The sequence below is a fragment of the Glycomyces sp. NRRL B-16210 genome (genome assembly GCF_000719515.1).
Taxonomy (GTDB): domain Bacteria; phylum Actinomycetota; class Actinomycetes; order Mycobacteriales; family Micromonosporaceae; genus Glycomyces.
On the sequence record NZ_JOGR01000011.1, the window covers coordinates 1 to 14,196 of the forward strand.

12 protein-coding genes and 1 pseudogene are annotated in these 14,196 nt (G+C 70.6%); 9 read left to right on the forward strand and 4 right to left on the reverse strand.

Annotated features, from left to right (window positions below):
* The 6 genes from murJ to trxA all read left to right on the forward strand — a co-directional run.
* On the forward strand, window positions 1-1,713 hold a 1,713-nt coding region (gene murJ, locus IF12_RS0116475; RefSeq protein WP_051704502.1), incomplete at its 5' end, for a murein biosynthesis integral membrane protein MurJ.
* Between the two features lie 136 nt (window positions 1,714-1,849).
* On the forward strand, window positions 1,850-3,337 hold the full coding sequence (locus tag IF12_RS0116480) for a protein kinase family protein (RefSeq protein WP_081913677.1): 1,488 nt from the start codon (window positions 1,850-1,852) through the stop codon (window positions 3,335-3,337).
* A 7-nt stretch (window positions 3,338-3,344) separates the two neighbouring features.
* Window positions 3,345-4,043 (forward strand): RNA polymerase sigma factor SigM, encoded by a 699-nt coding sequence (gene sigM, locus IF12_RS0116485; protein WP_051704504.1) that lies wholly within the window; start codon window positions 3,345-3,347, stop codon window positions 4,041-4,043.
* Window positions 4,040-4,846, forward strand: coding sequence for a hypothetical protein (locus IF12_RS0116490; protein ID WP_030160303.1), 807 nt, complete (start codon window positions 4,040-4,042; stop codon window positions 4,844-4,846). Before sigM ends, IF12_RS0116490 begins: the two co-directional genes overlap by 4 nt.
* Window positions 4,847-5,030: 184 nt before the next feature.
* Window positions 5,031-5,963: a thioredoxin-disulfide reductase gene (trxB, locus tag IF12_RS0116495; protein ID WP_030160305.1), complete on the forward strand. Its 933-nt coding sequence runs from the start codon at window positions 5,031-5,033 to the stop codon at window positions 5,961-5,963.
* A 38-nt stretch (window positions 5,964-6,001) separates the two neighbouring features.
* Window positions 6,002-6,319 carry a thioredoxin gene (gene trxA / locus IF12_RS0116500; RefSeq protein ID WP_030160307.1) on the forward strand — a complete coding sequence of 106 codons (318 nt, stop codon included), beginning with the start codon at window positions 6,002-6,004 and terminating at the stop codon, window positions 6,317-6,319.
* Window positions 6,320-6,760: 441 nt separating this feature from the next.
* Here the strand turns inward: trxA and IF12_RS0116505 are convergent.
* Window positions 6,761-7,318, reverse strand: a pseudogene (locus IF12_RS0116505) (GNAT family N-acetyltransferase); the annotation flags it as partial.
* A gap of 304 nt (window positions 7,319-7,622) precedes the next feature.
* Here IF12_RS0116505 and IF12_RS0116510 point away from each other — a divergent pair.
* Window positions 7,623-8,870: a PLP-dependent aminotransferase family protein gene (locus tag IF12_RS0116510; RefSeq protein ID WP_035749388.1), complete on the forward strand. Its 1,248-nt coding sequence runs from the start codon at window positions 7,623-7,625 to the stop codon at window positions 8,868-8,870.
* Entirely contained in the window at window positions 8,867-9,832 is a 966-nt protein-coding gene (locus tag IF12_RS0116515; RefSeq protein WP_030160313.1) for a D-alanine--D-alanine ligase, read from the forward strand. Before IF12_RS0116510 ends, IF12_RS0116515 begins: the two co-directional genes overlap by 4 nt.
* 87 nt (window positions 9,833-9,919) lie before the next feature.
* Here the strand turns inward: IF12_RS0116515 and IF12_RS0116520 are convergent, their stop codons facing one another.
* Window positions 9,920-10,537 (reverse strand): hypothetical protein, encoded by a 618-nt coding sequence (locus tag IF12_RS0116520; RefSeq protein ID WP_231492627.1) that lies wholly within the window; start codon window positions 10,535-10,537, stop codon window positions 9,920-9,922.
* A 247-nt stretch (window positions 10,538-10,784) separates the two neighbouring features.
* Here IF12_RS0116520 and IF12_RS0116525 point away from each other — a divergent pair, with 247 nt between their 5' ends.
* A complete protein-coding gene (locus IF12_RS0116525; RefSeq protein WP_081913679.1) occupies window positions 10,785-11,348 on the forward strand; it encodes a GNAT family N-acetyltransferase in 564 nt (187 codons plus the stop codon).
* Between the two features lie 468 nt (window positions 11,349-11,816).
* Here the strand turns inward: IF12_RS0116525 and IF12_RS0116530 are convergent, their stop codons facing one another.
* Together IF12_RS0116530 and IF12_RS0116535 are read right to left on the reverse strand one after the other, a co-directional pair.
* Window positions 11,817-12,899 carry a ParB/RepB/Spo0J family partition protein gene (locus IF12_RS0116530; protein ID WP_030160319.1) on the reverse strand — a complete coding sequence of 361 codons (1,083 nt, stop codon included), beginning with the start codon at window positions 12,897-12,899 and terminating at the stop codon, window positions 11,817-11,819.
* Between the two features lie 3 nt (window positions 12,900-12,902).
* Window positions 12,903-13,925, reverse strand: coding sequence for a ParA family protein (locus tag IF12_RS0116535; RefSeq protein WP_081913680.1), 1,023 nt, complete (start codon window positions 13,923-13,925; stop codon window positions 12,903-12,905).
* Window positions 13,926-14,196 lie beyond the last annotated feature (271 nt).

Below are 14,196 nucleotides of genomic sequence, written 5' to 3' on the forward strand. Positions count from 1 at the left end.
CCGCAGCCCCCACCCCCCGCCGTCCCCCAGACCGGCAACGGCTACGAGCCCCTCACCAGCGGACTCGCACCCCAGCCTCCCGCCCCCAAGGGCAAGAACGTGGTCCGCTCCAGCCTCCTCATGGGCGCCGGATCGCTCGTCAGCCGCGTCACCGGATTCGGGCGCACCGTCGTCATCTCCGCCGCCATCGGCGCCGGCCTGCTCGGCAACTCCTACACGACCGCGCAGTACTTCCCCCAGATGATCTACGAACTCGTCCTCGGCGGCGTGTTCGCGAGCATCATCCTGCCGCTGTTCGTCAAGGCCCACAAGAACGACGCCGACGGCGGGAACGCGTTCGCGCAGCGGCTGCTGACCCTCGCGACCCTCATCCTCGGCGGCGCCGCGATCCTCGTCACCGCCTGCGCGCCGCTCATCGCCGCCGCCATCGCCGAACCCGAGCAGCGGGACCTGGTCACCCGGTTCTCCTACCTCATGCTCCCGGCACTGCTCTTCTACGGGCTCTTCGCGATCCTCTCGGGCGTGCTCAACTCCCGCGAGCGCTTCGGCGCCCCCATGTGGGTGCCGATCATCAACAACCTCGTCGTCATCGCCGTCGGCGCGATCTTCTTCGCCGTCTACACCTCCGACGCCGAAGGCGGCGACCGCCTGTTCGCCTCCGCCGACCAGGTCTCGACCGGCATGGTCCTGCTGCTCGGCGGCGGCACCACCGCCGGCGTGGTCATCCAGGTCCTGTGCCTCGCCCCCGCGCTGCGCCGGGCCGGGTTCCGCTGGCGCCCGCGCTTCGACTTCCGGCACCTGCCGCTGGGCCAGATCCGCCGCATGGCCGGATGGACCCTCCTGTTCGTGGCCGCCAACCAGATCGCGGTCATGGCCGTGCTCAAGGTCGCCAACACCGCCGCCGGCAACGGCGACGGCCAGTTCGTGCCCGGCACCACCGTCTACAACAACGCCTACCTCATGATGATGATGGCGCACGGCATCGTCGCCGTCTCCGTCATCACCGCGCTCATGCCCCGCATGACCCGCGCCGCCGACGACCGGCGCTGGCCCGAGCTCGCCGGCCACCTCTCCAGCGGCATCCGCCTCGCGAGCTTCCTGCTGGTGCCGATCGCCGCGGCGTTCATCGCCCTGCACGAGCCGATCGCCATGGCGATCTTCCAGTGGGGCGTCTACGACAACACGATGGCCCTCGCCACCGGGAACGCCCTCGCCTGGGCCGGGATCGTGCTGCTGGCCTTCTCCATCAGCCAGCTCCAGATCTACGCGTTCTACGCCCAGACCGACACCCGCACCCCCGCGATCTTCAACCTCCCCGTCATCGCCTTCCGCATCGGCGGCTACCTGCTCGCCTTCGCGTTCCTCCCTCCCGAGTGGGTGGTCGTGGGGCTCTTCGCCGCCAACGGCGTCTCCTACCTCGTGAGCCTGCTGCTGTCGATGAGCCTGCTGCGCAAGCGCATCGGTCTGCTCGACATGCGCCGGACCGCGAACGGCCTGGTGCGCACCGGCGCCGCGGCCCTCATCGCCGGCGCCGCCGCCTACGGCGGCTGGCTCGCCTGGCCCGACGTGTCCGGCTCGAAACTCGGCCAGCTCGGCGCCTCGCTCGTCCTCGGAACCGCCCTCCTGGGCGTGTATCTGGCGGCCTGCCTGGTATTGCGCGTCACGGAAATGGCGTCGCTCCAGGCAACGGTGCGGGCAAAGCTGCGACGATGAGACAAGTACCATCCATACGTGCACTCTGGTCGGACCGAACCCGTCCGGACCGCGAAACGGCCTGCCCGGCCCGCAAGGGCCGCGATCGCCGAGAGGCCCTCCACGGGGTCGCTTTGAGAGGGGAGGACCCCGCATCATGAGTTCCGCAGAAGTGCCGTCCGTGGGCGACCTGCTCGCGGAGCGGTACCGCCTCGAAGAGCACGTCGGAGGCGCGAACGGCCACCGCCAGCTCTGGCGGGGCGTCGACGTCCTCCTGCACCGCTCCGTCGCGGTCGTGCTCCGCTCCCCCGGCGGCGAGGACGCCGCCCCCACCATGACCGCCGCCGTCGCCGCCTCCCGCGCCCACGTCGACTCCATGGTCGACGTCTACGACGCGGTCGACGAGGGCCGCTTCGCCTACGTCGTGCGCGAATGGGTCAACGGCTCCTCGCTGCGCGGCGTCCTCGAACGCCAGACCCTCGACAGCACCCACGCGCTCGAACTGGTCGCCTCCGTCGCCGACTCCGTCGCCGCCCTCCACGACGGCGGCGTCACCCACGCCGACCTCCACCCCGGCACGATCCTCCTCTCCGAGGACGACCGCGTCATGGTCACCGAGCCGCGCAACGAACCGGGCAACACCGCCGTCGAGGACGTCCGCGCCCTCGGCGCGACCCTCTACGCCTGCCTCACCGGGACCTGGCCGCGCGTCGTCCCCGCCGAGAACACCGGCCTGCCCGACGCCGCCACCGACGAATGGGGCCGCGTCCTCGACGCCGCCGACGTCGTCCCCCGCGTCCCCGCCGCCCTCTCCACCCTCACCGCCGACCTGCTCGACCACACCCAGCCCCCGCCGTCCGCGGCGGAACTGGCCGTCGAACTGCGCCGCCTGAACGAGCCCGGCGCCGTCGAACCGGCCGCCGAGAGCCACACCCCCACCAGCGTCCTCAGCTCCATGAACCTCGGCCGGTTCAAACCCGAGACGCCCCCCGCCGGCATGAAGCGCCTCGCCGTCATCGCCGCGGTGATCGCCGGCGTCCTCCTCGCCAGCGTCATCACCAGCGCCGTCGTCCTCGGCGGCGGCGACGACCCCGCCGGAGCCGAGGAGCAGATCACCGGCTCCGACACCGGCGCCGACACCACCGACGAGGAACCCGAGGTCACCGCGCCCACCGAGGTCGAGCTCACCGCCGACTCCATCCGCGTGGTCGACCCGCCCACCGGCAGCCGCAACAACACCGAGGGCATCGAGACCGTCGTCGACGGCAACGCCTCCACCGGATGGTCCACCAGCACCTACTACAACGACCCGAAGTTCGGCAACCTCAAGCCGGGCATGGGCATCCTCATCGACCTCGGCGAAGCCCGCGAGGTCACCTCCGTCCGCGTCCAGATGACCAGCGCCGGCGCCACCGTCGGCCTGCTCGCCGGCGACGAGGACCCCGGCGACTCCTCGGACGGCGACCAGGCCATCGTCGACAACTTCACGGTCCTGGCCGAGCCGGTCACCGACGCCGACACCAACATCGAACTCCAGGTCGGCGGCGAGACCACCCGCTACATCGTGGTCTGGGTGACCGAGCTGCCGCCTTCCTCGGGCGGCTACAAGCTCACCGTCTCCGACATCAACGTCTTCGTCCGGTAGCGAAGCCGTGCCCGCCCCCCTCCCGCCCCGGACGGGCCCCGAACCGGACGGGGCCTTCCCCGGCCTCGCCGACGCCGAACTGCTGCGCCGCCACGTCGGCGGCGACCGGGAGGCCTTCGGTGAGCTCTTCCGCCGCCACCGCGGCCGACTCTGGGCCGTCGCGGTGCGCACCCTCGCCGACCCCGAGGACGCCGCCGAAGCCCTCCAGGACGCGATGATCAAGGCCTACCAGGCCGCGGGCTCCTTCCGCGGGGCCTCGGCGGTCACCACCTGGCTGCACCGCATCGTCGTCAACGCCTGCCTCGACCGCATCCGCGCCGCCGGCCGCCGCCCCACCGTCCCGCTCCCCGAAGAGGACGACCGCCTCGGCGAACGCGACCCGCGCCCGGACACGCCCGCCGACCCCCAGCACGCCGCACTCCGCTTGAGCGTCCACCAGGCCCTCGCGGAGCTGCCCTTCGACCAGCGCGCCGTGCTCGTCTACATCGACATGCTCGGCTACCCGGTCGAAGAGGTCGCCGCGATCCTCAAGGTGCGGCCGGGGACGGTCAAGTCCCGGGCCTCGCGCGCGCGCAAACGCCTCGCCCCGATGCTCGCCGAGTTCGGACCGGGCGAAGGCGGCCCCGGGAACCCGCCGGGGCAGCGGGGCGTCGAACCAGGAGCGGCGCACCGGACCGCGACCGGCCGAGAGGAGGGGAACCGATGAGCCAGCAGCGCCCAGAAGCGACAGGCCCGGGCGGCGAGAGCACCGAGAACGCCGTCAGCCGCGTCCTGTGGCAGGCCTCGCACGGCTACGACGACCTCCCCGACCCCGTAGCCGGCCGCCTCGACCGCGTCCTGGATTCCCTTCCCGCCGCCGACACCCTCCACAGCGCAGCCGACCCCGCCGCGCACCCGGCCCGCGAGAACCGCTTCGAACGCTGGGCCGAGCGCCTGCGCCCCAAGCGGGTCCGCTACGCCGTCCTGAGCGCCACCGCCGCCGTGGCGATCACCGTCGTCGCCGTCGCCGTCGCCCTCCAGTTCGTCACCGCCTCCGACCGGGACGCGACGGGCGCGGTCGAACAGGCCCAGTCCGAGGAGTACGGCGGGGCCGAGAAGGAACCCGCGCCCGGGGCCGCGCCCGAGACCGACATGGACGGCCAGGCGCTGGAGGACGACGGCGACGCGGGCGTCGGCGGGATCACCGGCATCGAGACCTTCGCGACGGGCGCCGACTACGAGGCGGGCGCCGACCTGCTCGCGGCCCTGCGCGGACTCGGCGACGGGGCCGCGACCGGCCCGGTCCCGGACGAGCTGGCGGTGCTGGCCGCCGGCGGCGACTTCTGGCGGGCCTGCGAGCGGGCGATCGCCGCCGAGTACGAGGGCGTGCTCATCGCGGTGGACTTCGCCCGGTACGAGTCGCAGCCGGCGATCATGGCGCTCCTGGTCTCCGACGGGGGCGACATGGCCGTGGCGCTGAGCCCGGCCTGCGCCGAGGGGATCATCGAGGCCCTGGCCGTCCAGCCCTGAGCGGGGCCCTTCGGCCCCGGCGGCGGGCTTCGCGCGCGTGAGCTTGCCCACGATCGGCGTCCTCGCCTGTCACACGCCCGCCACAGCGCACCGCGGCGGAATTTCGGGTCAATAGGATGGCGTTGTAGCAGTCAGTCCCAGGGGGCAGTCCCTGGAGCGCCGAACCATCTCAGGAGCGAACCCGGTGAGCGAAATCCGCGACGTCATCATCATCGGCTCGGGCCCGGCGGGGTACACCGCCGCGCTGTACACCGCCCGCGCCGACCTGCGCCCGCTCGTGTTCGAGGGCTTCCAGTTCGGCGGGGCGCTCATGCAGACCACCGAGGTCGAGAACTACCCCGGGTTCCCCGAGGGCATCATGGGCCCCGAGCTCATGGACCAGTGGCGCAAGCAGGCCGAGCGGTTCGGCGCCGAGCTCGTCTCCGACGACGTCACCCGCGTGGACTTCTCCGGCGACGTCAAGAAGGTCTGGGTCGGCGAGGACGAGTTCCAGGCCAGGGCCGTGATCCTCGCGACCGGGTCGGCGTTCCGCCCGCTGAACGTGCCCGGCGAGAACGAGCTCATGGGCCGCGGCGTCTCGGCGTGCGCCACCTGCGACGGATTCTTCTTCCGCGACCAGGAGATCGCGGTCGTCGGCGGCGGCGACTCGGCGATGGAGGAGGCCACGTTCCTCACCAAGTTCGCCTCGAAGGTGACCATCGTGCACCGGCGCGAGGAGTTCCGCGCCTCGAAGATCATGGCCGAGCGGGCCCTGGCGAACCCGAAGATCGAGGTCGCCTGGAACTCGGCGGTCGAGAAGATCAACGGCGAGGGCGGCAAGGTCGCGAGCGTCGGCCTGGTCGACACGGTCACGGGCGAGGCCCGCGAGCTGGCGGCGACGGGCCTGTTCATCGCGATCGGCCACGACCCGCGCTCGGAGCTGTTCAAGGGCCAGGTCGAGCTCGACGAGTCCGGGTACGTGAAGGTGGACGCGCCGTCGACGCGCACCAACGTCGCGGGCGTCTTCGCCGCGGGCGACCTCGTGGACCACACCTACCAGCAGGCGGTGACCGCGGCCGGGACCGGCTGCGCGGCCGCGCTCGACGCCGAGCGCTACCTCGCCGACCTCGACGACTGACTTCCCCGCACGCACATACACACACAGGAGGAACGCCCATGGGCGCCATCAAAGCAGTGAGCAGCGAAGCCGAGTTCCAGGCCGAGGTGCTGGAGTCCGACAAGCCCGTGCTCGTGGACTTCTGGGCCGAGTGGTGCGGCCCTTGCAAGAAGGTCGCCCCGGTCCTCGAAGAGCTGGCCGCCGAGATCGACGCGATCGAGATCCGCAAGCTCGACACGGACGCGAACCCGGAGATCACCCGCAAGTACCAGGTGATGAGCGTGCCGACCATGATCCTGTTCAAGGACGGTCAGCCCGCCGACCAGCTCATCGGCGCCCAGCCCAAGGCCGCCATCCGCAAGTTCTTGGGCCAGTAGCGACTGGGCCAGTAGCGCTTGGACCGGTAGCGCCGGGCCGGTAACGCCCGAAGTCGCGCTCCGCGCGTCAACGCCCGGGCCGGTGAGCGCCCGCGCAGGCAGGGAACGCGAACAAGTTTCACGGATCGGGGGACCGAGCTTCAGGCTCGGTCCCCCGATTCTTGTCGTACCCCCGCGCTACGTTGAAAACAAGGGGTCCCCCGGGCGGACAAATCGGGAATATCCGCTTTCACATTTCGCGGGCGCCGGTCAAGGGCGGTCGCAGGTCGACCGGCACGCTTGGGCGCCGCCGCCGTGGACGGCGCTGTCGGTCCCGTCGAAGATCTCGCCGCCGCGCTGCGTTCCGGGCCGTTCGATGCGGTTGCGGCTCGTGGTCGGCTCGCCGAAGAACTGCTCCAGTTCGAGGTCGTCGAGCTTGAACCACTCGACCGGGTCCTGGAACTCCATGGACTCCTCGGCCTCCACGCTCCGGTCGATCGCCGAGCGCAGGTCCAGGCGCAGCCGCGGATAGCGCGGGTCGAACCGCACCGTCTTGAACCCCACCGAGCGATAGAAGTCGGCCGGGACGAGGCACGCGTTGGACTCCCCGCGCGCGTCCCCGAAGGTCTCGATCGCGTAGATCCCCCGCCGCGCCACGTCGGCCGCGACGGTCTGCACGAGTTGGCGCCCCAGACCAGTCCCCGCGTAGGCGGGGCTGACATACGCGGTCATGAGCAGCGCCGCGTCCGGGGAGACCGGGCCGGAGGGGAACTCCACCGAGCGTGGCACGAACTTCGGCGAGGCGAAGGTGACGTACCCGGCGACGGCGTCGCCCTCGTAGGCGATCCGCCCGCACCCGCCCCATTCCAGCAGCGTGTGCGACAGCCACGCCTCCTTCTCCAAGGCGGGCTCGCCGACCTCGCGGGCCGCTTCGGCGCGCAGCGGGGACAGCTCCCAGAACACGCAGGCGCGGCAGCGCCCCGGAACGTCTTCCAAGGAGTCGAGTGTGAGGTTGACCATGCGCCGATGCACGGTTCCACACTACGTCGGCGAAGCGTCCACATGACGGAAAACACGCGCGGGCCGATGCCGGTGTGCTAGTAGAGTGGGTCGATCACGCCACAGGTCCCGTAGGCTGGTCGAGCGCCCTCCGCGCTCCCGGGCAACCGCGGCCCGCGGCCGGGCGTGGTACCTACGAGATCCCAGCGCGAGCTGAGACGCCGACGGCGCGGTGTCCCGACGACACGGCGCCTCCGGCGATCTGAGCCGCACGACCCGCGAGCACGGATCGCGGGCGACGAGGACCATCAGAGGAGGTCTCCGCGTGTCCGGTACAACACTCGACGATTACACCGGTCGCTACGCATCCCGGGTCTACGGGATGGCACAGTCGGAGATCCGCGCACTGTTCTCGGTCGCAGCCCGCCCCGAGGTCGTCTCGCTCGCAGGCGGGAACCCCTACACCGCCGCGCTCCCGATGGACGAGCTCGGCGAGATGTTCACCCGCCTGCTCTCCCAGGTCGGCGCCGAGGCGCTCGGCTACTGCCCCGGCCAGGGCAGCGTGGCGCTGCGCGAGGTCCTGTGCGGGGTCCTGGAGCTGTCGGGCATCCGCGCCTCGGCCGACGACCTCGTGCTGACCACCGGCGCGCAGCAGGGACTCGACCTGCTCGCCCGCACCTTCCTCGACCCCGGCGACATCGTCCTGGCCGAGGGCCCGACCTACGTCGGCGCGCTCGGCGCCTTCCAGGCCGCGCAGGCCGACGTGCGCCACCTCCCGATGGACGACGACGGGCTCATCCCCGCGGGACTCGAAGAGGGCCTGGCCGCGCTCGAACGCGAAGGCCGCCAGGCGAAGTTCCTGTACACGATCCCGACCTACCAGAACCCGGCCGGCGTGACGCTGACCGAGGGCCGCCGCGAGGAGATCCTCGCGATCGCCGAGCGGCACGGCCTGCTCATCATCGAGGACGACCCGTACTCGATGATCAGCTTCGACGGCGCCCCGCCCGCCCCGCTGCGGGCCCGCGCCGAGCGCGGCGTGATCTACCTCGGCACGGTCTCCAAGATCTTCGCCGCGGGCCTGCGCCTCGGCTGGGTCCTGGCCCCGCCGGCGGTGCGCGACAAGCTGCTGCTGGCGATCGAGGCGTCCATCCTGTGCCCCTCCGGGCTCGCCCAGGCGGCGACGCTGCGGTTCCTCACCGAGATGGAGTGGCGCCAGCAGGTGAAGGTCTTCACAACCCTCTACCGGGACCGGCGCGACGCGCTCCTGACGGCCCTGGGCGACTACATGCCCGAGGGCATGACGTGGACGGTGCCGGGCGGCGGCCTGTTCATCTGGGCGACCCTCCCCGAGGGGCTCGACTCGAAGGCGATGCTGCCGCGCGCGCTGCAAGAGCGCGTGGCGTACGTCCCGGGCACCGGTTTCTACGCCGACGGCAACGGCCGCAGGGAGATGCGCTTGAACTTCTCGACTCAGAAGGCGGAGGCGATCCGCGAGGGCGTGCGCCGCCTCGCGGGCGTCGTCGCCAGCGACATCGAACTGCGCGACACGTTCGCCGGAGGCGGCGCATGAGGGACGGCGCCGCGGCCGCGGACATCCGGGTCCTCATCCTCGCCGGGGGCATGTCCTACGAGCACGAGGTGTCCCTGAAGTCGGGCCGCCGCGCCGCGGACGCGCTCCAGCGTCTCGGTTACGCCTGCGAGGTCCGCGATCTCGACGGTGAGCTGCTGCCCGCGCTCCAGGAGTTCCCGCCCGACGTGGTGCTGCCGCTCGTGCACGGCTCCCCGGGCGAGGACGGCTCGCTTCAGGCGGTGCTGGAGCTCTCGGACATCCCGATCGTGGGCACCGGTTCGATCGGCGCTCGCCGCGCGTGGAACAAGATCACCGCGAAGGACCTGCTGCGGTCGGCGGGGATTCCCACCCCGGACTGGACTTCGATGCCGCGCCAGGCGTTCTCGGACTTCGGGGCGCGCAAGCTCCTGGACCGGATCGCCGCGAAGATGGGCCTGCCGCTGGTGGTCAAGCCGAACCAGGGCGGTTCGGGCCTGGGCGTGCACGCGGTGCACAAGGAGGACGACTTCCCCTCGGCGATGATGGGCTGCTTCTCGTACAGCGACGAGGCGCTCATCGAGTCGTTCGTGGAGGGCCGGGACATCGCGGTCGGCGTGGTCGACCTCGGCGACGGGCCGACGGCGCTGCCGCCGGTCGAGATCGCGCCGCTCCACGGCGACTACGACTACGCGGCCCGCTACAACCCGGGGGCGACCCGCTGGACGGTGCCGGCCAAGCTCGACGAAGCGGCCGCCGCGCGGGCGGCGGCGCTCGCGGTGGAGGTCCACCGGACGCTCGGCCTGGGCGACATGTCGCGGGTGGACCTCATCGTGGACGACGCGGGCGAGATCCAGGTCCTGGAGGCGAACGTGGCCCCGGGGACGACCGAGACCTCCCTGTTGCCCATGGCGATCGAGGCCGCGGGCCTCGACTTCGGCGAGGTGCTGGCGACCCTGGTCCGCAGGGCCAAGGCCCGGGCCTGACCGAGCCGAGAACCACGCAACACAAACGACTGAGGGTGCCGATGTTTCACGTGAAACATCGGCACCCTCAGTCGTCGCGGTCTTCGGTCAGTCGTCGCTGAGCCAGGCCGAGATGTACTCCAGGTTCATCTGCCATTCGTGCTCTTCGACCGGCGGCAGGATCTCGTCCCACATGGTCATGAACGGCCCGCGCAGTTGCAGGTAGCCGTGCGGTCGGGCCAGGAACCACTGCTGGAGGTGCGCGGTCCCGTCCCCCCAGCGGTTCACGTGGACCTGCGCGACCGATTCGAGGGACCGGATCGCCCGCTCCAGGCGCACGGTGAGCACGCCGAGTTCGGCCGCGTGCATCGTCGAGAGGTCGCCGAGGTCGAGGTGCGCCCGCGGCTCCAGGATCACGACCACCGGCAGCCCGCTCGGCGCCGGGGGGCTCTTGAGCCGCCACCGCTCGTTCGACCACAGGTAGGCCGAGTCGGGCGTGTGGCAGGCCGCGCACTGCTCCTGTCGGTCCCCGCGGCGGGGCGGCTCGGAGGCGACCGGGTCCTGCAACGGCTTGATGCGCAGGTCCCCTTCGAAGGGGAAGGCGGGCCAATCGACGAATGCGGGAAGCGCCGGCCGCGCGTCGTTCGCGCGCCGGTTCAGGTGATGTCGGCTTGGATTCGTCAGGTCGGGCTTTGGACTCGGGCCGGGGGTACTCGCTGCTGCCACCATCGAAAAATACCCCATGTGAGCGAGCCTGGAAACCACCGGAATCGACCTTTTGACAGATTTCACCTGGGTTACGGAGACCTCTCCTCGCCACACCTCCGACATTGGACGGCGCATAGGCCGCGAACCAGGCGAATCGTTACCGGACAAGAGGTTTGCGTGCTCTTAGTGACATGCGCCCATATGGCGGGAAGCCCCTGTCGGCAGGGGCCGTCGGTAGGGCAAGCTGGAAGGCGTGCAAGCAACAGTGACTGACAGTTCCACGCCGGAGGCGACGCCCGCTACGGGCGAGGCGATCGCCGTCCTGATGGACCCACCGGTCACCGCCGCGCTCGTTGACGAACTCAGCCACCTCTGGGTGAGAGTGACGAACGCCGGCGGTTCCGTCGGGTTCGTCCCGCCGGTCGACATCGAAGAGGTTCGCCCTCACACCGTTTCCATTCTCGCGCGAGTGATCGACCAGACTGACACGCTGGTCGCTCTAAAGGAAGGAGCCGCCATTGTCGCTTGGTGTGTTCTCACATCAAACGACAGCCCGCCGCGGCAGGGCTGGCGGACCATGCGCCACGTCCAGGTCGACCCCGCCAGGCAAGGCGGCGGTCTCGGCGGCAAGCTCCTGGCGGCAGTCGATCAGGTCGCTCGCGAAGAGCTGAAGCTCGAGGCGCTGAGCCTCAAGGTTCGCTCGGGCACGGGCGCCGACGCCTTCTATCGGCGACACGGATTCACTGAGGTCGGCCGTCTGCCGCGCGCGGTGCGCATGGCGGACAACGACTACCGGGACGACATCATCATGTGGCGCGAGCTCTCCTAGCGGACCGCTCGGCTCGCCCGCGAGGGCGGGCCGCCACGACACCTGAAGATCTGTAGGCCTGACAAAGCAAAGCAGCGGGGCGATGTTTCACGTGAAACATCGCCCCGCTGCTTTGTCATTTCGGCGCTTGATTCACTCGTTCGAGTGAGGCCTGAGGCCCGGTTTCTGTCGTACCCCCGCGCTACTTTTAAGCCAAGGGGTCCCCCGGGGGGACAAATCGGGAATATCCGCTTTCATGTTCGGTGGAGCATTGGGTCGAGGCTCGGGTTTCGTTGGGGCGCAAGGGTTTTCGAGGGTGCCGTTAGGTGGGCCTCGGTTCGCGTCTTGTTGTCGGTCGTGGTGGTTGGGATCTTGGCCGAAGGGTCGACCTTGTGGGGTGCCGAGGCCTCGTGGGCGGCGTTCGGCCGACGGGCGTTCGGCCGCCTGGGCGGTCGCTGCGACTATCGCGGGCGCGGTGGCCGGTCCGGGCTAGTCGATGCCGATCTGCTCGACTATGCGGTCGAGGTCGGCCAGCGAGCCGAACTCGATCACGATCTTTCCCTTCTTGCGACCCCACGAGATCGACACCTGCGTCTCGAAGTGGTCCGACAGCCGCTCCTTCAACTCCTCCAGGCCCGGCGCCTTGATCCGGTCCTTCGGGGCCCGCGAGGACGATCCGCGGGGCTCGTCGAGCTCCGGCTTCTCCTCCAGGCGGTTCGCCGTCACCAACTCCTCGGTGCTCCGCACCGACAGGCCCTCGCTGATGATCCGCTCGGCGATGTGCTCCTGGGTGTCAGAGCTGTCGAGCCCGAGGAGCGCGCGGGCGTGGCCCGCCGTCAGCACGCCGGCGGCCACCTTCGTCTGCACCGTCGGCGGCAGGCTCAAGAGCCGGATCGTGTTCGAGATCTGCGGGCGGCTGCGGCCGATCTTCTTGGCCAGCTCCTCCTGCGTCACGTTGAACTCTTCGAGCAGTTGCTGATAGGCCGCGCCCTCTTCGAGCGGGTTCAGCTGCACGCGGTGAATGTTCTCCAGGAGCGCCTCCCGGAGCAGCTCCTCGTCGGCCGTACGGCGCACGATCGCCGGGACGCTCTCCCAGCCGAGCGCCGTGGCGGCCCGGAGCCGCCGCTCTCCCATCACGAGTTCGAAGCGGGCGCCGTCCTCGCGCGGCTCCTCGACGCTGCGCTCGCGCACCGCGATCGGCTGGAGCATCCCGACCTCCGTAAGAGAGGTCTGGAGTTCGAGCAGATGGTCGTCGTCGAAGATCTGGCGCGGCTGCTTCGGGTTCGTGCCGATGTCGCCGATCGGGATCAGCTGGAAGCTCGCCCCGGGCACCGGCACGAGTTCCGGGCCGGTCGATGTTTCACGTGAAACCTCCGCCACCGCGACCGCCGATGTTTCACGTGAAACATCGCGCTCGACCGGAGCCTTCTGGCGCGGGGCCGCCGCCTTGACCGCGGAGGGGGCGGGGGTCTCCTCACCCTCGTCCTCATCCGTGGTCGTGGTCTCGGCCAGACCGGTCGGGATGAGCGCGCCCAGTCCGCGACCGAGGCCTCCACGTTTCGCCGCCGCCATCGACTAGTTCCCGCCCTTCTGGTTCTTGCCGCGTCGCGGTGAGAGCTTCGCGCCGCGAAGCGCGATCTCCTCGGCCGCTTCGAAATAACTCGTCGCACCCCGCGAACCGGGGTCGTACGTCATGATCGACTGCCCGTAGCCGGGAGCCTCGGAGACGCGGACGCTGCGCGGGACCACCGCGTCGAGCACGATCTCGCTGAAGTGCCCGCGCACCTCCTGCTCGACCTGGTCGGCCAGCTTGGTCCGCTTGTCGTACATCGTCAGCAGGATGGTCGAGACCCGCAGGCGCGAGTTCAGGTGCGCCTTGATCAGCTCGATGTTCCGCAGCAGCTGCCCCAGCCCTTCGAGCGCGTAGTACTCGCACTGGATCGGGATCAGCACCTCCTCGGCGGCCACGAGGGCGTTCACGGTGAGCAGACCGAGCGAGGGCGGGCAGTCGATGAGGATGTAGTCGAGCTCGCCGCTGAAGGTGTCGATGCTCTTCTGGAGCCGCGCCTCGCGGGCGACCACGTTGACGAGTTCGACCTCCGCGCCGGCCAGATCGATCGTCGCCGGGATGCAGTAGAGCGAGGGAATGCCGTCCACCTTCGTGGCGATCTCGTCGAGCGACATGCCCTCCACGACGGCCTCGTACACGCTCGGCGTGCCGGCGCCGTGCTCGACGCCCAGACCGGTCGAGGCGTTCCCCTGCGGGTCGAGGTCGATGACCATCACCCGGTTCCCGTGGAGCGCCAACGCCACCGCGAGATTCACGGTGCTGGTGGTCTTGCCGACCCCGCCCTTCTGGTTGGCGACGGCGATGACCCTGCGCCGCGGCGGGCGCGGCATGGTGACCGACCCGGAGGGATTGAGCACCCGCACCGCCCGCTGCGCCTCGCGCGCCAGCGGCAGGTCGTCGTCGAGCGGCTCCGGTTGCTGCGGCACCGAACCGGTCTTCTCGCTCGGCTGCTTCGCCGATCCCGCCTTCGTGGCGTCCGGCGCCAGATGCCGCCCGGACCTACCTCGCTGCGATGTGGATCTCGCCATGCCGCCCCGTTCCCCGCCGTTGTCCGATCGTCCCTCGGGCAGCCGGCTCGGCGCGTCCGCGCTCGCACCCGACTCCCTCGCAACCGATTCTGGCCCAACCTGAGCAGTGCCCGGGGCTGCGCCACCCGGCGCCGGGGAAGTTTCTCGATAACGGTGCCGCCGGGCAGGGGGCGCCTCCTCGCTCACCGCGGCGTCGAGGAGATTCCTGATGCGCCGTTCGGCAGGGGTATCGCCGCCAAGGGAGTTCGAGTGTTCACGATCTTCGGAGGGA